General features: G+C 54.0%; 14 protein-coding genes. 5 read left to right on the top strand and 9 right to left on the bottom strand.

The window, feature by feature from the left end; translation table 11 throughout:
* Positions 1 to 112: 112 nt before the first annotated feature.
* From rpoC to C1J03_RS03145, 9 genes are all read right to left on the bottom strand, one after another.
* On the bottom strand, positions 113 to 4357 hold the full coding sequence (gene rpoC, locus C1J03_RS03185) for a DNA-directed RNA polymerase subunit beta' (RefSeq protein WP_114883634.1): 4245 nt from the start codon (positions 4355 to 4357) through the stop codon (positions 113 to 115).
* Between the two features lie 99 nt (positions 4358 to 4456).
* Positions 4457 to 8596 (bottom strand): DNA-directed RNA polymerase subunit beta, encoded by a 4140-nt coding sequence (gene rpoB, locus C1J03_RS03180; RefSeq protein WP_114883632.1) that lies wholly within the window; start codon positions 8594 to 8596, stop codon positions 4457 to 4459.
* 288 nt (positions 8597 to 8884) lie between these two features.
* Positions 8885 to 9256, bottom strand: a complete 372-nt coding sequence (rplL, locus tag C1J03_RS03175; protein ID WP_114883630.1) for a 50S ribosomal protein L7/L12 — start codon at positions 9254 to 9256, stop codon at positions 8885 to 8887.
* Between the two features lie 75 nt (positions 9257 to 9331).
* Complete coding sequence (gene rplJ, locus C1J03_RS03170) at positions 9332 to 9847, bottom strand: 50S ribosomal protein L10 (RefSeq protein WP_114883628.1); 516 nt, start codon at positions 9845 to 9847, stop codon at positions 9332 to 9334.
* 426 nt (positions 9848 to 10273) lie between these two features.
* Positions 10274 to 10972: a 50S ribosomal protein L1 gene (gene rplA / locus C1J03_RS03165; RefSeq protein WP_114883626.1), complete on the bottom strand. Its 699-nt coding sequence runs from the start codon at positions 10970 to 10972 to the stop codon at positions 10274 to 10276.
* Between the two features lies 1 nt (position 10973).
* Positions 10974 to 11399 carry a 50S ribosomal protein L11 gene (rplK, locus tag C1J03_RS03160; protein ID WP_114883624.1) on the bottom strand — a complete coding sequence of 142 codons (426 nt, stop codon included), beginning with the start codon at positions 11397 to 11399 and terminating at the stop codon, positions 10974 to 10976.
* 356 nt (positions 11400 to 11755) lie between these two features.
* Positions 11756 to 12289, bottom strand: coding sequence for a transcription termination/antitermination protein NusG (nusG, locus tag C1J03_RS03155; protein ID WP_114883622.1), 534 nt, complete (start codon positions 12287 to 12289; stop codon positions 11756 to 11758).
* A 216-nt stretch (positions 12290 to 12505) separates the two neighbouring features.
* Positions 12506 to 12703, bottom strand: coding sequence for a preprotein translocase subunit SecE (gene secE, locus C1J03_RS03150; RefSeq protein WP_114883620.1), 198 nt, complete (start codon positions 12701 to 12703; stop codon positions 12506 to 12508).
* 89 nt (positions 12704 to 12792) lie between these two features.
* A complete protein-coding gene (locus tag C1J03_RS03145; RefSeq protein ID WP_114883618.1) occupies positions 12793 to 13506 on the bottom strand; it encodes a heme biosynthesis HemY N-terminal domain-containing protein in 714 nt (237 codons plus the stop codon).
* A gap of 391 nt (positions 13507 to 13897) precedes the next feature.
* Between C1J03_RS03145 and C1J03_RS03140 the strand changes: the two genes are divergently transcribed.
* The 5 genes from C1J03_RS03140 (at position 13898) to C1J03_RS03120 (ending at position 16877) form a co-directional block, all read left to right on the top strand.
* Positions 13898 to 15133, top strand: coding sequence for a tyrosine-type recombinase/integrase (locus C1J03_RS03140; RefSeq protein ID WP_254694256.1), 1236 nt, complete (start codon positions 13898 to 13900; stop codon positions 15131 to 15133).
* Positions 15130 to 15807, top strand: a complete 678-nt coding sequence (locus tag C1J03_RS03135) for a hypothetical protein (RefSeq protein ID WP_114883613.1) — start codon at positions 15130 to 15132, stop codon at positions 15805 to 15807. The genes C1J03_RS03140 and C1J03_RS03135 overlap by 4 nt, the downstream gene beginning before the upstream one ends.
* A 74-nt stretch (positions 15808 to 15881) precedes the next feature.
* Positions 15882 to 16079 (top strand): helix-turn-helix domain-containing protein, encoded by a 198-nt coding sequence (locus C1J03_RS03130; RefSeq protein WP_114883610.1) that lies wholly within the window; start codon positions 15882 to 15884, stop codon positions 16077 to 16079.
* A gap of 107 nt (positions 16080 to 16186) precedes the next feature.
* Positions 16187 to 16555, top strand: a complete 369-nt coding sequence (locus tag C1J03_RS03125) for a hypothetical protein (protein ID WP_114883608.1) — start codon at positions 16187 to 16189, stop codon at positions 16553 to 16555.
* Between the two features lie 100 nt (positions 16556 to 16655).
* Positions 16656 to 16877: a hypothetical protein gene (locus tag C1J03_RS03120; RefSeq protein WP_114883606.1), complete on the top strand. Its 222-nt coding sequence runs from the start codon at positions 16656 to 16658 to the stop codon at positions 16875 to 16877.
* Positions 16878 to 16879 lie beyond the last annotated feature (2 nt).

The raw sequence follows: 16879 nt of genomic DNA, 5'->3' as shown, positions 1-16879 counted from the left end.
TTGGAATTCCCCAGCTATCAGCGATTGCGCGCGGCTGAGCAAGTCCTCAACGAAAAACCCCCGCGCCATTTCTGGCACGGGGGTATGTCATTTAGCCGTCAATAAGGACCGCTTATTCGCGGCTTTCCGAGTTGTCGACCGGCGTGCTGAAAACGTCACCACCGATGATGTCCTCGGCCGGCTCAGGCGCTGCAAGTGCAGCTGCGGCTTCGGCTTCTTCGCGGCGCGCCTCGATCACGACATTGTCGCGGTCAGTGGCAACTTTGCGCATCTGCTGGGTTGCCCCACCTGTGCCTGCTGGGATCAGACGACCCACGATGACGTTCTCTTTGAGGCCAACCAGTTTGTCCCGCTTGCCCTGAACGGAAGCTTCCGTCAGCACGCGCGTGGTTTCCTGGAAGGACGCCGCAGAGATGAAGCTACGGGTTTGTAGCGACGCCTTTGTGATGCCCAGCAGAATCGGTTCGCCCTTGGCAGGACGGCCTTTCTTGGACAGCGCCTTTTCGTTGGCTTGGTCGAACTCTTGTTTGTCGACGTGTTCGCCTTTCAGCAGCGTGGTATCGCCAGATTCCTGGATTTCCCACTTTTGCAGCATCTGACGCACGATGACTTCGATGTGTTTGTCGTTAATCTTCACACCTTGCAGGCGGTAGACGTCCTGCACTTCGTCGATCATGTAATCCGCTAGCGCTTCGACACCCATAATCGCAAGGATATCATGCGGCGCTGGATTGCCGTCCATGATGTAGTCGCCCTTTTGGACAAAGTCACCTTCCGCAACCGGGATGTGCTTGCCCTTAGGCACCATGTACTCGACCTTGTACTCGGGATCTTCCGAAGACTCGATCGCGATGCGACGCTTGTTCTTGTAGTCTTTGCCGAACCGCACATAGCCGTCGATTTCCGCGATGATAGCGTGATCCTTGGGGCGACGTGCCTCAAAGAGTTCGGCCACACGTGGCAGACCACCGGTGATGTCCTTGGTCTTGGCACCTTCACGAGGGATACGCGCAATGATGTCACCAGCTTTGATTTCGGTCTGGTCTTCGACGGACAGAACCGCATCAACAGACATCGGATAGGTCACCGGATTGCCCGCATCATTGCGGATCGGCTCGCCATCTTTGTCGATCAGGATAACCTCTGGCTTCAGCTCGTTGCCTTTGGGGGCCGCGCGCCAGTCAATGACGATCTTCTGAGTCATGCCTGTGGCATCATCCGTCTCGTCCTTGACTGCGATACCAGAAACCAGATCGACGAACTTGGTCATACCAGCGCTCTCAGCGATGATCGGCAGGGTGTAGGGATCCCATTCGAACAATTTGTCGCCACGGATCACGTTCTGCGCTTCTTTGACAAACAGTTTGGTACCGTAACCGACCTTGTGGCTGGCACGTTCTTCGCCGTTTTCATCGATCAACAGCAGCTTCATGTTGCGGCCCACAACCATGGTCTCGCCAGCGGCGTTTTCAATGGTCTGGACACTCTCGAAGCGTACTTTGCCTGACTGTGCGGCCTCAAGGAAGGACTGCTGTCCACCTTGTGCAACGCCACCGATGTGGAACGTCCGCATCGTCAGCTGTGTACCAGGTTCACCAATTGATTGCGCCGCGATGATACCCACCGCTTCGCCTTGGTTCACAAGCGTACCACGTGCAAGGTCACGACCATAACATTGCGCACAAACGCCTTCTTCGGCCTCACAGGTCAATGGGCTACGGATCCGTGCCGAAGCAACGCCAGCTTCGTCAATGATGTCCGCCAGACGTTCGTCGATGATGGACTGTGCCGTCACCAACACTTCTTCTGTACCAGGGCGCAAGATATCATCCGCAACCACACGGCCCAGCAAGCGATCCGCCAGCGAAGACACGACTTCGCCGTCGTTCACAGCCGCAACAGCGGTGATCGCGGTTTCAGTCCCACAATCATGCATGCGCACGATACAGTCCTGAGCCACGTCCACCAAACGACGCGTGAGGTAACCGGAGTTCGCCGTTTTCAGGGCGGTGTCCGACAAACCTTTGCGAGCACCGTGCGTTGAGTTGAAGTACTCAAGAACGGTCAGGCCTTCTTTAAAGTTCGAGATGATCGGTGTCTCGATGATGTCGCCGTTCGGCTTGGCCATCAGGCCCCGCATCCCGCCGAGCTGTTTCATCTGAGTGACCGAGCCACGCGCACCAGAGTGGGCCATCATGTAGACAGAGTTTGGCTCATTCTCGGAACCGTCCTCAGCATATGTGTGAGCCGAAATCGCCCCCATCATCGCATCGGTGACCTTGTCGTTACACTTCGACCAAGCATCAACAACTTTGTTGTACTTTTCGCCCTGAGTAATCAGGCCGTCCATGTACTGCTGTTCAAAGTCCTTAACCTGACCGCGGGTTTCATCAACCAGTGGCCACTTGGTTTCGGGGATCAGCATGTCGTCTTTGCCGAACGAAATACCGGCCCGGAATGCTTCGCGGAAACCCATTGTCATGATCTGATCACAGAAGACGACGGATTCTTTTTGCCCACAATACCGGTAAACGGTGTCGATGACTTGCTGCACTTCTTTCTTGCGCAACAGACGGTTGACCAGATCAAACGGTGCCTTTGCGTTCAGCGGCAACAAAGCCCCCAAAAGCATACGGCCTGGCGTGGTGTCAAAACGGATCATGACCTCATTGCCTTCGGCGTCGATCTGCTTGATCCGTGCTTTGACCTTGGCGTGCATATGCACTTCGCCAGCGTCCAGCGCGTGCTGAACTTCTTCGACGTTACCAAAGACTTTGCCCTGACCTTTTACGCCTTCACGGTCTAGCGTGACGTAGTAAAGGCCCAAGATCATATCCTGTGATGGCACGATGATCGGTGCACCGTTTGCAGGCGACAGAACGTTGTTCGTGGACATCATCAAGACGCGTGCTTCAAGCTGGGCTTCAAGGCTCAGCGGTACGTGCACGGCCATTTGGTCGCCGTCAAAGTCAGCGTTAAAGGCCGAACAAACGAGCGGGTGCAGCTGGATAGCCTTACCTTCGATCAATACGGGTTCAAACGCCTGGATGCCCAAACGGTGCAACGTCGGCGCACGGTTCAGCATGACAGGGTGTTCACGGATGACTTCATCCAAGATATCCCAAACTTCGGGACGCTCTTTCTCAACCAGCTTCTTGGCTTGTTTAACCGTCGAAGACAGACCCTTGGCTTCAAGGCGCGAATAGATGAACGGCTTGAACAGTTCGAGCGCCATCTTTTTCGGCAAACCACACTGGTGCAGCTTCAGCTCAGGACCAGTCACAATCACGGAACGACCAGAGAAGTCGACGCGCTTGCCCAAAAGGTTCTGACGGAAGCGGCCTTGCTTGCCTTTCAGCATGTCAGACAGCGACTTCAGCGGACGTTTGTTAGCACCCGTAATGACGCGGCCACGACGGCCATTGTCAAACAGAGCATCAACAGATTCCTGCAGCATCCGCTTTTCGTTACGCACGATGATGTCAGGCGCGCGCAGTTCGATCAGACGCTTAAGACGGTTGTTACGGTTGATAACCCGGCGGTACAGATCATTAAGGTCAGACGTCGCGAAACGGCCACCATCCAGCGGCACCAGCGGACGCAGTTCTGGCGGGATCACAGGGATCACGGTCAGAACCATCCACTCAGGGCGGTTGCCAGATTCAAGGAAGCTCTCGACGACCTTCAGACGCTTGATGATCTTCTTGGGCTTCAGCTCGCCTGTGGCCTCTTTGAGGTCCGCACGCAGTTGGTCTGCTTCTGCTTCCAGATCAATCGCAGCCAGCATTTCGCGGATCGCTTCAGCACCAATATTGGCGGTGAATGCATCCATGCCGTAGATGTCTTGGGCTTCCATATACTCTTCTTCGGTCAACATCTGACCGTAGGTGAGTTCGGTGAGGCCCGGCTCGATCACAACGTAGTTCTCAAAGTACAGAACCCGTTCCAGATCACGCAGTGTCATGTCCAGCATCAAACCGATGCGCGAAGGCAGCGATTTCAGGAACCAGATGTGCGCAACCGGTGAGGCCAACTCAATGTGGCCCATCCGCTCGCGGCGCACTTTTTGCAGCGTAACTTCAACGCCGCATTTTTCGCAGACAACGCCGCGATATTTCATGCGCTTATATTTACCGCACAGGCATTCATAATCTTTGATCGGGCCAAAGATACGGGCACAGAACAGGCCATCACGCTCGGGCTTAAACGTCCGATAGTTGATGGTTTCTGGCTTCTTGATCTCACCGAAAGACCACGACAAGATCCGCTCTGGCGATGCCAAAGAGACCTTGATCTCGTCGAACGTCTTGGTTGGCGCGACTGGGTTAAACGGGTTGTTTGTCAGTTCCTGGTTCATACTTTTTCCTCAAGTTTCAGAGGGTGCGGGGGAAGTTTGGCGGGAGCCCAAACCTTCATCGAAGGTCTGGGCGCAAAATCTGATTTCAGATCTTGCCCGTTACTCATCTTCCTCCGCATCCAGGAGTTCCATGTTCAGGCCAAGGCCACGGACTTCTTTGACAAGAACGTTGAACGATTCCGGAATACCGGCCTCGAAGTTGTCCTCGCCTTTGACGATGCTTTCATAGACCTTCGTACGGCCTGCAACGTCATCCGATTTCACCGTCAGCATCTCTTGGAGGGTGTAGGCGGCACCGTAAGCTTCCAGAGCCCAGACCTCCATTTCCCCAAAGCGCTGGCCACCGAACTGTGCCTTACCACCCAGCGGCTGCTGAGTAACAAGCGAGTACGGCCCTGTGGAGCGCGCGTGGATTTTGTCATCCACCAAGTGGTGCAGTTTCAGCAGGTATTTGACACCTACCGTCACTTTACGGCTGAACTCTTCGCCTGTGCGGCCATCAAACAAGACCGACTGACCTGACGTGTCGAAACCGGCACGTGCAAGGCTGTCGTTAACGTCTGCTTCTTTGGCACCGTCAAAGACTGGCGTCGCAATCGGCACACCTCTGGTTACGTTACCAGCAGCTTCAAGCAGGTCGTCTTCGGCCATGCCTGTGATGCCTTCTTCGAACACGTCATCGCCGTAAGCCAGATGCATTGCTTCACGTACAGGTGTCAGATCGCCGGAACGCTTATACTCTTGCAGCGCCTCGTCGATGTTGACCCCCAAGCCACGTGCAGCCCAACCCATGTGGGTTTCTAGGATCTGACCGACGTTCATGCGCGATGGCACACCCAGCGGGTTCAGACAGAAATCAACCGGTGTACCATCCTCGAGGAACGGCATGTCCTCCATCGGAACAACCTTAGAAATCACACCTTTGTTGCCGTGACGGCCAGCCATTTTGTCGCCCGGCTGCAGCTTACGCTTTACCGCTACGAACACTTTGACCATTTTCATCACGCCCGGAGGCAGATCGTCGCCGCGACGTACTTTCTCGACTTTGTCCTCGAACCGAGCATCAAGCGTCCGCTTTTGGATCTCGTATTGCTCGTTCAGGGCTTCGACGATTTTCGCGTCGTCTTCGTCTTCGAGCGCCAGCTGCCACCACTGACCACGTGTCAGGATTTCGTCCAGCATCTCATCGTTGATCTGCGCGCCGGGCTTAACCCCTTTGGGGCCTTTGACGGCCACTTTGCCCGTGATCATCTGACGCAAACGCGCGTAGATGTTGCGATCAAGGATCCCAAGTTCATCGTCGCGGTCACGAGCAAGGCGTTCAACCTCTTCGCGCTCGATCTGCAGCGCACGTTCGTCCTTTTCCACACCGTGGCGGTTGAACACACGTACTTCAACGACCGTACCAAAATCACCTGGCTTCACACGCAGCGATGTATCGCGAACGTCCGAGGCTTTCTCACCAAAGATGGCGCGTAGGAGCTTTTCTTCTGGCGTCATCGGGCTTTCGCCTTTTGGCGTGATCTTACCCACAAGAATATCGCCCGGCTCTACGTCGGCCCCGATATAGACGATGCCCGCCTCATCAAGGTTACGCAGCGCTTCTTCGCCCACGTTGGGGATGTCGCGAGTGATCTCTTCTGGCCCAAGCTTTGTGTCACGTGCGGCGACTTCAAATTCCTCAATGTGAATCGAGGTAAAGACGTCATCACGCGAAACCCGCTCGGAGATCAGGATCGAGTCTTCGTAGTTGTAGCCATTCCAAGGCATGAACGCGACGACCACGTTTTTGCCAAGTGCCAGCTCACCCATGTCCGTAGATGGACCATCGGCAATTACCTGACCTTTTGTAACCGTCTCACCAACCTGAACCAGCGGACGCTGGTTGATACAGGTGTTTTGGTTAGACCGCTGGAACTTACGCATGCGGTAGATGTCCACACCCGCATCGCCCAGCTCTAGATCTGCGGTCGCCCGGATCACGATACGCGTTGCGTCAACTTGGTCGATGACACCGGCACGTTTGGCCATATAGGCTGCGCCGGAATCGCGCGCCACGACTTCTTCGATACCAGTTCCGACCAGCGGTGCTTCAGCTTGCAGAAGCGGCACAGCCTGACGTTGCATGTTCGAGCCCATCAAGGCTCTGTTCGCATCGTCATTTTCAAGGAACGGGATCAACGAGGCGGCGACAGAGACCAGCTGCTTTGGGCTGACGTCGATCAAGTCCACGTTTTCCGACGGGGCCAGCGTATAGTCGCCGGACTGACGGGTAGAGACCAGATCGTTCACGAACTTCATGTTTTCATCAAGGTTCGCGTTGGCCTGAGCCACCGTATGGCGCATCTCTTCGGTTGCAGACATGTACTGCACTTCGTCGGAAACCACACCGTTAGAAACCTTACGATAAGGCGTTTCGATGAAGCCGTATTTGTTCACGCGGGCAAACGTCGCCAGCGAGTTGATCAGACCAATGTTCGGGCCTTCCGGCGTTTCAATCGGACACATCCGACCATAGTGGGTCGGGTGCACGTCACGTACTTCAAAACCAGCACGTTCACGTGTCAGGCCACCTGGTCCAAGCGCTGAGAGGCGACGCTTGTGCGTGACCTCGGAAAGCGGGTTGGTTTGGTCCATGAATTGCGACAGCTGCGAGGAGCCGAAGAATTCACGTACTGCAGCAGCGGCAGGTTTTGCGTTGATCAGATCCTGCGGCATCACGGTATCGATCTCGACGGAAGACATCCGCTCTTTGATCGCACGTTCCATGCGCAACAGGCCGACGCGGTACTGGTTTTCCATCAATTCACCGACGGAACGCACTCGGCGGTTGCCGAGGTGGTCGATATCGTCGATGTCGCCACGGCCATCACGCAGGTCGACCAATGCTTTGATACACTGCACGATGTCGTCACGGTCCAGCGTGCGTTGGGTGTCTTCTTTATCAAGGGCCAAACGCATGTTCATTTTCACGCGGCCAACAGCTGACAAGTCATAACGTTCACCATCAAAGAACAGCGTGTTGAACAGGTTTGACGCGGCCTCAACGGTAGGCGGCTCGCCCGGACGCATAACGCGGTAAATGTCCATGAGCGCCGTGTCGCGGTTCATGTTTTTGTCGTTGCTCATCGTGTTACGCATGTACGCGCCAACATTGATGTTATCGATATCCAAGAGCGGAATGTCGTGGATGCCGGCATCCACAAGCTCCTTGGCCGTCCCGCCGATCAGCGTGCCGTCCTTGTCATGCTCCAGCGTTAATTCATCACCAGCTTCGACGTAAATCGCGCCCGTTTCTTCGTTGATGATGTCTTTGGAGACGAATTTGCCCGCAATATGATCAAACGGCAGCAGCAACTCAGTCACCTTACCATCGTCGACCAATTGCTTGACCGCGCGTGGCGTGACTTTCTTGCCTTGCTCAAACAGCACTTCGCCAGTTTTTGCGTCTACAAGATCATAAGTTGGCCGCGTGCCCCGCACACGGTCCGGGTAGAAAGGCGCAACCCAGCCTTTGCCCTCTTGCAGCTTAAAGTTCACTGTCTCGTAATAGGCGTCCATGATCGCTTCTTGGTCCAACCCCAAAGCATAAAGCAAGGTGGTCACAGGCAGCTTGCGACGACGGTCGATCCGCGCGAATACGATGTCCTTGGCGTCGAATTCAAAATCCAACCAAGAGCCGCGGTAAGGAATAATCCGGCAAGCAAACAGCAGCTTGCCCGAAGAATGCGTCTTGCCCTTGTCGTGATCAAAGAACACGCCGGGGCTACGGTGCATCTGGGAAACGATCACACGCTCAGTACCATTCACGATGAACGTACCATTGGGGGTCATCAGAGGCATGTCGCCCATGAAGACGTCTTGTTCCTTGATATCCTTGACCGACTTGGCACCCGTGTCCTCGTCGATATCAAATACGATCAGACGCAGCGTGACTTTCAAAGGTGCGCTGTAGGTCATGTCACGTTGCTGACATTCCTCGACGTCGTACTTTGGCTTTTCCAGCTCGTACTTGACGTATTCAAGTACCGAAGTCTCGTTGAAGTCCTTGATCGGGAAAACCGATTGGAACACGCCCTGAATACCATCACCATCGGTGGGGATTTCGGCATCGCCAGAATTCAGGAATAGATCGTATGAAGATTTCTGAACCTCAATGAGGTTCGGCATTTCCAGCACTTCGCGGATTTTGCCATAATATTTACGTAGACGCTTCTGGCCAAGGAAGGATTGTGCCATGTGTCGTGTCACCTTTCGTGTCTCTTGCCTAAGCGCCACCACCGGGGCCGTGGTGCGCCTATCAGAGCGGAAAATCCGGTCAATGCTTGGAATGCGTCCCACCGCACCCCTTCCGACCTTAGGACCTCTCCTGAAGAAGGGTCCATCTGAAGGACCACTCGTCAAAATAGGTCAGGCTGGACAGAGATTGCTCCCCATCCAGCCTTGTTCTTTCGGGATTTATTGAGTTTTCCGAAGAAACCCCAACCTGATCTTTCCTAAAAAAGACCTGTTCCCGTTGCGTGTGGCTTAAGCCAGTTCGACTTCTGCGCCAGCTGCTTCCAGCTTCGCTTTGACTTCTTCTGCTTCGGCTTTGTCCACGCCTTCTTTGATCTTGCCACCGGCTTCAACCAGGTCTTTGGCTTCTTTGAGGCCAAGACCGGTAATGCCACGGACTTCCTTGATCACGTTGATCTTGGAGGCACCGGCATTTTTCAGCACGACGTCAAATTCAGTCTTTTCCTCTTCTGCGGCACCGCCGTCAGCAGGACCAGCCATCATCACAGCGCCGCCAGCGGCGGGCTCGATGCCGTACTCGTCTTTGAGGATTGTCTTCAGTTCTTGTGCTTCCAGCAGTGTCAGACCAACGATGTCTTCTGCCATTTTCTTCAGATCAGCCATGTTTTAGCTCTTTCCGTTAACGATATGTGTGTTCCAACGCGAAGGTTCAACCCTGCGCCAGCTTGACGATATGCTTTACGCAGCCGCCTTGTCCTCGATTGAGGACAAGATGGAAGCAATGTTGCTTGCAGGTGCGCCAATGGCCCCGGCGATGTTCGATGCAGGTGCGCCCAGCATGCCCGCGATTGTGGCGATAAGCTCGTCACGCGAAGGCATTTTAGACACGGCTTCGACACCGGCGACGTCCAACGCATTCTCACCCATTGCACCGCCGAGAATGATAAATTTATCATTCTCTTTAGCGAAATCCTGAGCAACCTTGGCAGCAGCCACGGGATCCTCAGAAAAGGTAAGAACGGTCATGCCCGTAAGAAGATCCGCAATGCTTGCGCATGGCTTTCCTTCAAGGGCGATCTTGGCGAGCCTGTTTTTTGCAACACGCACAGATCCACCAGCCGCGCGTGCGCGCGCCCGAAGGTCCTGCATATTAGCAACTGTCAAACCGACGTAATGGCTAACCACAACGACGCCAGAGCTTTCAAAGATCTGGCCGAGTTCATCGACCAGCTGTTCTTTTTGTGCTCTATCCACAGTTTCACTCCAGTAAGGGAGGGTTGCCCCTCCGGCTCAGTTCTGCCGGAACAAAGGTGTCCCGACGGTCGGGTCCTTACGGGGTCCTGCGCATCGCCGCGGAAAGCCCAGATCGGGCGGTCCGAAGAAAATTTGCCGTTTCCCGTCTCAGGCAGGAATTATGAAGATCACTGACCCTCACCCGCCGTCTCGGACGAAAAGCACAAAAGCGCGACGAATCGCGCTTTGATACTTAGGTGCTGACCTACATAAAGGTCGTGGGTTTTCCAACCCCCAGATGCTGGGTTTTTATCAAATCGGCAAGATTACGGCTCACGAGCAGCTATTGCAAAGGTAGCGTTGAGCGAAATCTAGACTTCCGGCACAAAAAACGGGCCCAAGAGGGCCCGCTTTCATTCGCAACAAAGCGAATTATCTTACGCGAAATTACTCGCCGACAGCGTTTTCAATAGAAACGCTAACGCCTGGACCCATTGTGGAGGTCAGGTTGATCTTTTTGACATAAGTACCTTTGGCACCCGCTGGGCGTGCTTTAGACACGGCACCGATAAAGGCACGGATGTTTTCGACCAGCTTGCCCTCGTCAAAGGACATCTTGCCAACACCGGCGTGTACAACGCCGCCTTTTTCCGCCTTGAACTGAACTTCGCCGCCTTTGGCCGCCTTAACAGCTGCCTCAACGTCCATGGTCACAGTTCCAACCTTTGGGTTCGGCATCAGGTTACGTGGACCCAGTACTTTACCCAGACGCCCAACGATTGGCATCATGTCTGGTGTCGCGATGCAGCGATCAAAATCGATCTTGCCGCTTTGCACGATCTCCATCAGATCCTCTGCACCCACGATATCTGCGCCAGCCTTTTCAGCCTCTTCAGCTTTGGGGCCACGAGCGAACACAGCAACACGCATGTTTTTGCCGGTGCCGTTTGGCAGACCGATTACGCCGCGGACCATCTGGTCTGCGTGGCGCGGGTCGATCCCGAGGTTCATAGCGATCTCGACAGTTTCGTCGAATTTCACGCCAGAGTTTGCTTTGATCAGGGTCACAGCCTCTTCGACTGTGATGTCCACTTTGCCTGCGAATGCTTCGCGGGCAGATTTTGTACGTTTACCAAGCTTTGCCATTTTACTTAACCTCAATGCCCATAGAACGGGCTGAACCCAAAATGATCTTCATCGCCTGATCGATATCGTTGGCGGATAGATCGGCCATCTTCGCTTCTGCGATCTCGCGCAGCTGCTTAGTGGTCACGGTACCAATGGTTTCACGGCTAGGCGTTTTGGCGCCTGACTTAACCTTGGCGGCTTTCTTCAGGTAATAGGACGCAGGTGGCGTCTTGATGTCCATCGTAAAGGACTTGTCCTGATAATAGCTGATCACGGTTGGGCACGGCGCACCGGGCTCCAGGTCTGCTGTCTTGGCGTTGAACGCTTTACAGAATTCCATGATGTTGATCCCGCGCTGACCCAATGCTGGGCCGACAGGTGGGGATGGGTTCGCTTGACCCGCTTTAACTTGCAACTTCATCGTACCGACGAGTTTCTTGGCCATTGGCCTTCTCCTATTCCAACTGCCTGATCCATCGCGATGGGGGCAATATGTTGTGGTGGTCCGGCGTATCAGGCGCGCCTGACGTACCTCCCACCGGGATAATCCCGACTTTGATTCGGAAACGGCTTAAAAACAGCAACCGAGTCAACGAGAATGGGGCAATAGTGCGCTTTCCCCCTCAACGCAAGCCTGTCGAGCGATGTTGAGCACCAAGTACCTATGTTGTCGACGACCCCGTCAAATCCGGAACCGCAAACCTCGCCTCTGCCAAGCTCACGACAACATCAACACGCAGGAGGCTGAAACGCAAAACGGCGGGGATAAACCCGCCGCTCAGATCTCGAAAATATCGAAAATCAAATCTGTTTGTTAACCTGAGTGAATTCCAATTCAACCGGCGTCTCGCGACCAAAGATCGAAACTGTGACCTTAAGGCGCTGGTTATCTTCGTCGACTTCTTCAACCATACCGTCGAAGTCTTCGAACGGACCGTCCGCGACTTTGACTTTCTCACCGATTTCAAAGTGGATAAGCGTGCGTGGCGCATCTTCGCCCTCTTGCACGCGCCCCAGAATGGCCTGCACTTCGGCATCGCGCATCGGCATTGGGCGACCTTGCGGCCCCAAAAACCCTGTGACGCGATTGATCGAGTTGATCAGGTGATACCCGCGATCTGACATCTCCATGTGCACCAGCACATAGCCCGGCATAAAGCGCCGCTCAGTCGTGACTTTTTTACCGCGACGAATTTCGATCACTTCTTCAGTCGGAACCAACACTTCGTCGATCTGATCCTCAAGCTGCTGCTCCGCGACAGTTGTGCGGATCTGCTCGGCGATCTTTTTCTCAAAGTTGGACAGGACACTGACCGAATACCACCGTGTTGCCATTTGATCGCTTGCCCCTATCTGGTCTCTACTGTTGCATGCATCTTTGAGCATGCGTGAATGATTTGGTCTGGGGCGTTTGGGCCTCGGACCCTGAACAAAGAATCGGCGCGCAACTCGAATCGCCGCACACCCGACTTGTAGAACAGGCCTGCGCAATAGCTCGCAAACTCGAATGTTTCAAGAGGTTCAGGCGATTTTCGCCCAAGGCAATCGCGTTCAGCCAAACATGTTCAGAACGTACTGAAGACCGCTCCGGATCGTAATGTCTACAAGCGCAAAGAACACCGCGGTCAACGCGGCAAGGATAAAGACCATCACTGTGGTCAACATCACCTCACGACGTGTCGGCCAAACGACCTTAGACACTTCGGCGCGAACCTGCTGGATGAACTGAAGTGGATTTGTGGTGGCCATGGATCACGTCCCGATTAAGTAAGTTAGCCGGATGTAACGGCTCTGCTTGAGGGTTTCAAGGCTGCAGTTTGACGCGCGATGCTGTTGGTTCAAGCCCCGTCGTTGCGCAATCCGTCCAAGCGGCGCTCCAACGCCTCTTCGTGACGCGCATCAGCTTGGGCTAATGCACCAAAGTCAGGCAGATAAAGACCATCCACCGTCCCTTCTGGGAAACGGTCAAGGAAAGCATCCCACCTCACCGCAAAGAGGTCCATACGCCCATGCAGCTCGGCTGTGCGTTTCGGCCTGCGTTTTGCGTACCAACGGCCAAGGGCCATGCTACGGTGCCAGAATCCATCATACCCTAGGATCAGAAAAATCACCGTGAATACGAACACAATCAGCAGAACAAACCCAACCACCAACCATGGGCGCATAACAATCAACACAAGCAGGCACCCCAGCAAGATATGCCGAGGCGTCGGGCGATAGCCCGTCACTTTCGCTTTGAGCGCCTCAATTTTAGACGCGAAACGGCCGCTTTCGGGTTTCTTAGCAACCTTTGACGCATGACGTTTGCGCGGCGCGTCCCCCGCCTCTTCGTCCATTTGCGGAGCAATTTCAGGCAAAACATCCGCCTTGCGCCACTTTTTCTTTTTTATGGGGGCAACAGGTGCTTGCGGTTTTGCATCTTGCGCCAAAATCTCTTTGGTCGACGCATTCCGAGTAGCCTCAGCTCCTTGTGGTGCAGGCTCAGCGTCCATCAGCGCGCGAATTGCGGCAAGTGAGACCGGATCAAGATCATTTTTGGGGTCTGGCTGCATGGCATCATCTCCATCGCGGGCCCTATTGATCAGGAACCGTTGTCGGAAAATTAGCGGCCCATTCGGGCCTATCGTTGGAAAGAACGTGGCAACATTGTGGCAACCCACCTGCACGCCCACCAATTTCTGGCAATATTTCTGGAAACTTGGCAGGGGCTAAGAGACTCGAACTCTTGACCCTCGGTTTTGGAGACCGAGAATATTCTTTTTTAAATTTCGTCTAACAGCGTCCAAAAATGTCCGCACCCGTTCTACAAAAGTTTTTTTATTTATATTTTATAAACAGATATGTATTGTCCCCCCAAGGACTACACGTCCATAAGTGTCCATAGCAATCTGCCACCATCTGGGGTATTTTGTCCCCTGTGTGTCCCCTGAAAAGAGTTTGGATGTGAAAGTTGATTTATCAGACCCATATATCAGGGCACTAAGAGCGCCTGATATCGGCCGCATCGAAATCTCAGACGCTAAGCGCCGGGGTCTTAGGCTGCGCCTTTACGCGGCAAGCCTGCTGTTTCCGAAGGGCAAAGCCGTCTGGATGTACGAGAAGAGGGTTAAGGGCGGCAAGAAGCGCAAGCATACTTTAGGGACGTGGCCGGAGCTATCACTCGCAAGTGCGCGCGCAGAGGCATTGGAAATCGAAGTCGAAGCCGCCAAGGGGATCGACAGGGTTTCAGTCGCACAGGAAAACCGCTTAGAGGCCGAGGCCGCTCTGGCGAGTTTGTCCACCGTTCAGCAAGTTATAGATACCTACGACAGGTTGCACTTGTCAGCATTGCGTACAGGCATGGAACGCAAGAGGGCAATCGAGAAAGCTCTCTCCAGGCATTTAGGCAAGTCAATTGCCAAACTGACACGCAAGGATATCCAAGAAGCGATAGACGCGAAGGCAATGGAGGGCTACAAGGTTTACGCTAACCGCATCCGTAGCATGTTGCTGGCTTTGACGAACTGGGCATGGCAACGTGGATACATCGAAACCCCTATCGGTGCCGGTATTCCAAAAGCGACAAGCGAAACCGCGCGCGAGCGGGTTCTAAGCATTTCGGAAACGCAACAGATTTGGCAAGCGACTTACTCGATGGGTGTGCTTTGGGGACCATTCCTGCGGTTGATGCTGTTGACGGGCCAACGTCGCGCCGAGATAGCAAAACTACGTTGGGTACAGGTAGATTTTGAAAAACGGCGCTTAATTAAGGCTGGGTCAGAAACAAAGAACGGCAAACCACATATTACTCACTTGTCTCCACCCGCCATGTCGGAAATCCAAATGATGGAACCAAACGGCTCCGAGTATATTTTTACCACCAACGGGAAAACTCCAATTTCCGGCTTTTCAAGAATGAAACGCAGCTTCGACAGATTGTTGGGAAATGATTTTGAGCACTGGCGTCTCCACGATATTAGAACTGCGATGGCGACTGCCCTTGCCGAGTCGGGCGAACCTGAAACGGTGGTGGACCGAATATTGAACCACTCTGCTAGCGGCTCTGCGCCGAGCGCGGTTGCAAGAGTCTATAATCAGGCCCAGCAATTACCCCAACGGGCGCAGGCCTTGGACAGATGGGCGGAATTGGTGACGGGCGAGTGCTCAAAGATTGTTTACGTGGGAGACTATTCAGCATGAGCCGGTATTTGATTATGCCTAAAATTATCGCGGTATTGAATGCTCACTTTCCGGCAACGATCAGTGAGCGTTTCGAAGCCCAAGCTGAGGAAATATATGATGAGTGGTCACTATTCAGCGCTCTTGAAGATATAGAACGCAGTGACAGGCATCCAACTAAAGACATCAAGGGATTGGAAAAGGCCGTGACCCTTCTCAAACGAGCCGCGGTTGAATTTTCCGAAGTCGGCTGGCATGGCAGTAAAGCCTTGGATCGTCCAGCCAAACAACTGATGTTTGCTAAAGATGACGGGCTGCAACACCTACAGCTGACCGCGCTTGAGGCACCCGCATTTTTCGTAGAACACCTGCATCAAATAGCGGCTTCAGTTGCCCATGTAATCCCCAACATTTCGGAACATGCGCCCTCAGTGAATACAGCGTTCGGTGAAGGACCCGGGTTTGAAAGAAATAACAACAAACCTAAGAAAACAGGTGCCGCTGGAACGGCTGAGAAGTGTTTCGATGTGTTTGAAAAGCTTAGCGGTAAGACCGCCACAGTTCCGGCATTAGGCGGAAAGGCCTATGGGCCGTTTCTTTCGTTTGTAACCGACGTTTTCAACGCACTAGAAATTAAGGCTAGTCCGGAAGCCCGGGCGAGGTCAGCAATAAGGATTAATCGCCCCAAAAGTTAGGGGAAAACTCCTTTTTTATTTTTCTGGCATTTGCTTAAATTGGGGGTCGCATACACTTAGATGGAGCGACCCCCATGCATACACCCTCAGACATCAAAGCCCGCTTGTTGAGCATTCCACAGGCCGTAGCATACTCGAACGAGAGCCGCGCTACGCTCTATAAAGAGCGTAAAGCAGGCAATATCAAATTCGTAAAAATGGGTGGTTCCACCCGGATCGAGTTTGATGAACTCAATCGCTACATCGACACCAAAATGTGCGCAGCCGCATAAGAAAACCCCCAACCGCTAGCGAGACGGTCAGGGGCGATATTTCTTTTCAGCGGTGAACAGAAGTTAGCGCATTTGAACCGTCCGCACAACCGAAAGGAACGCGGACCATGACGAACCATAGCAAATCTAAAGGCTACACAAACCGCCCCCCGGTCAACACCCTGCGCGTAGAGGCGTGGCGCGACCTCCCCACCGAAAAGGCACTCGCTCGCTACGAGATCACAGGGCAAGACGGTGAAAAGCGCACAATCACGCTCGCCAAGGGCAATCGCATCATTCTCGACGCCCTGCTGCTCAGCCCGGTCTACTGCGCCAGCCCGGTTCGCATCTCCGACCGTGATTGCGTCCTGCGCCGAGAATACGGTGTCCCGATCACCAAGGAGATGTACGAGAACGACGCGGCAACGGATCGCGCAACATTCGGCGTCTACTTCATTGGTCAAGGTGTCCATCGGATCACAGGGGGTGCGCGCTGATGGCCTTCACATTGCAAATCGCCCGCCTCCAACGCCTCTACGGTATCTCAGAAACCCACGCCCGCTTGATTGCCGGTCTGCACTTTGGGGAGGACTCAGCATGAGTTGGTCACACGAACAACAAGCCCAAATCCGCCCGAACGGGGAAATCATCTGGCCAATTGCTGGCACCATTCGCTGGGTGCAAGGCAAGGCGAAAGGCGTCTGGGGCAAAGATATCAAAATCAAACCGTTGCTCATGACGAAAGATGGCACCGTGCGCGACCTCAACGCCCTTGAGCGCATTCTCTACGCAAAAGAAATTAAGGAGGATTGCCTGTGAAT

The organism is Sulfitobacter sp. SK012, assembly GCF_003352085.1.
Lineage (GTDB): Bacteria > Pseudomonadota > Alphaproteobacteria > Rhodobacterales > Rhodobacteraceae > Sulfitobacter.
This window is presented reverse-complemented; position numbering and strand designations above follow the sequence as displayed.

What these genes read in the sequence shown, in the direction of transcription:
- rpoC (WP_114883634.1), bottom strand. Translation starts at nt 4,357, where the DNA reads ATGAACCAGGAACTGACAAACAACCCGTTTAACCCAGTCGCGCCAACC.
- rpoB (WP_114883632.1), bottom strand. Translation starts at nt 8,596, where the DNA reads ATGGCACAATCCTTCCTTGGCCAGAAGCGTCTACGTAAATATTATGGC.
- rplL (WP_114883630.1), bottom strand. Translation starts at nt 9,256, where the DNA reads ATGGCTGATCTGAAGAAAATGGCAGAAGACATCGTTGGTCTGACACTG.
- rplA (WP_114883626.1), bottom strand. Translation starts at nt 10,972, where the DNA reads ATGGCAAAGCTTGGTAAACGTACAAAATCTGCCCGCGAAGCATTCGCA.
- rplK (WP_114883624.1), bottom strand. Translation starts at nt 11,399, where the DNA reads ATGGCCAAGAAACTCGTCGGTACGATGAAGTTGCAAGTTAAAGCGGGT.
- nusG (WP_114883622.1), bottom strand. Translation starts at nt 12,289, where the DNA reads ATGGCAACACGGTGGTATTCGGTCAGTGTCCTGTCCAACTTTGAGAAA.
- secE (WP_114883620.1), bottom strand. Translation starts at nt 12,703, where the DNA reads ATGGCCACCACAAATCCACTTCAGTTCATCCAGCAGGTTCGCGCCGAA.
- C1J03_RS03145 (WP_114883618.1), bottom strand. Translation starts at nt 13,506, where the DNA reads ATGCAGCCAGACCCCAAAAATGATCTTGATCCGGTCTCACTTGCCGCA.
- C1J03_RS03135 (WP_114883613.1), top strand. Translation starts at nt 15,130, where the DNA reads ATGAGCCGGTATTTGATTATGCCTAAAATTATCGCGGTATTGAATGCT.
- C1J03_RS03130 (WP_114883610.1), top strand. Translation starts at nt 15,882, where the DNA reads ATGCATACACCCTCAGACATCAAAGCCCGCTTGTTGAGCATTCCACAG.
- C1J03_RS03125 (WP_114883608.1), top strand. Translation starts at nt 16,187, where the DNA reads ATGACGAACCATAGCAAATCTAAAGGCTACACAAACCGCCCCCCGGTC.
- C1J03_RS03120 (WP_114883606.1), top strand. Translation starts at nt 16,656, where the DNA reads ATGAGTTGGTCACACGAACAACAAGCCCAAATCCGCCCGAACGGGGAA.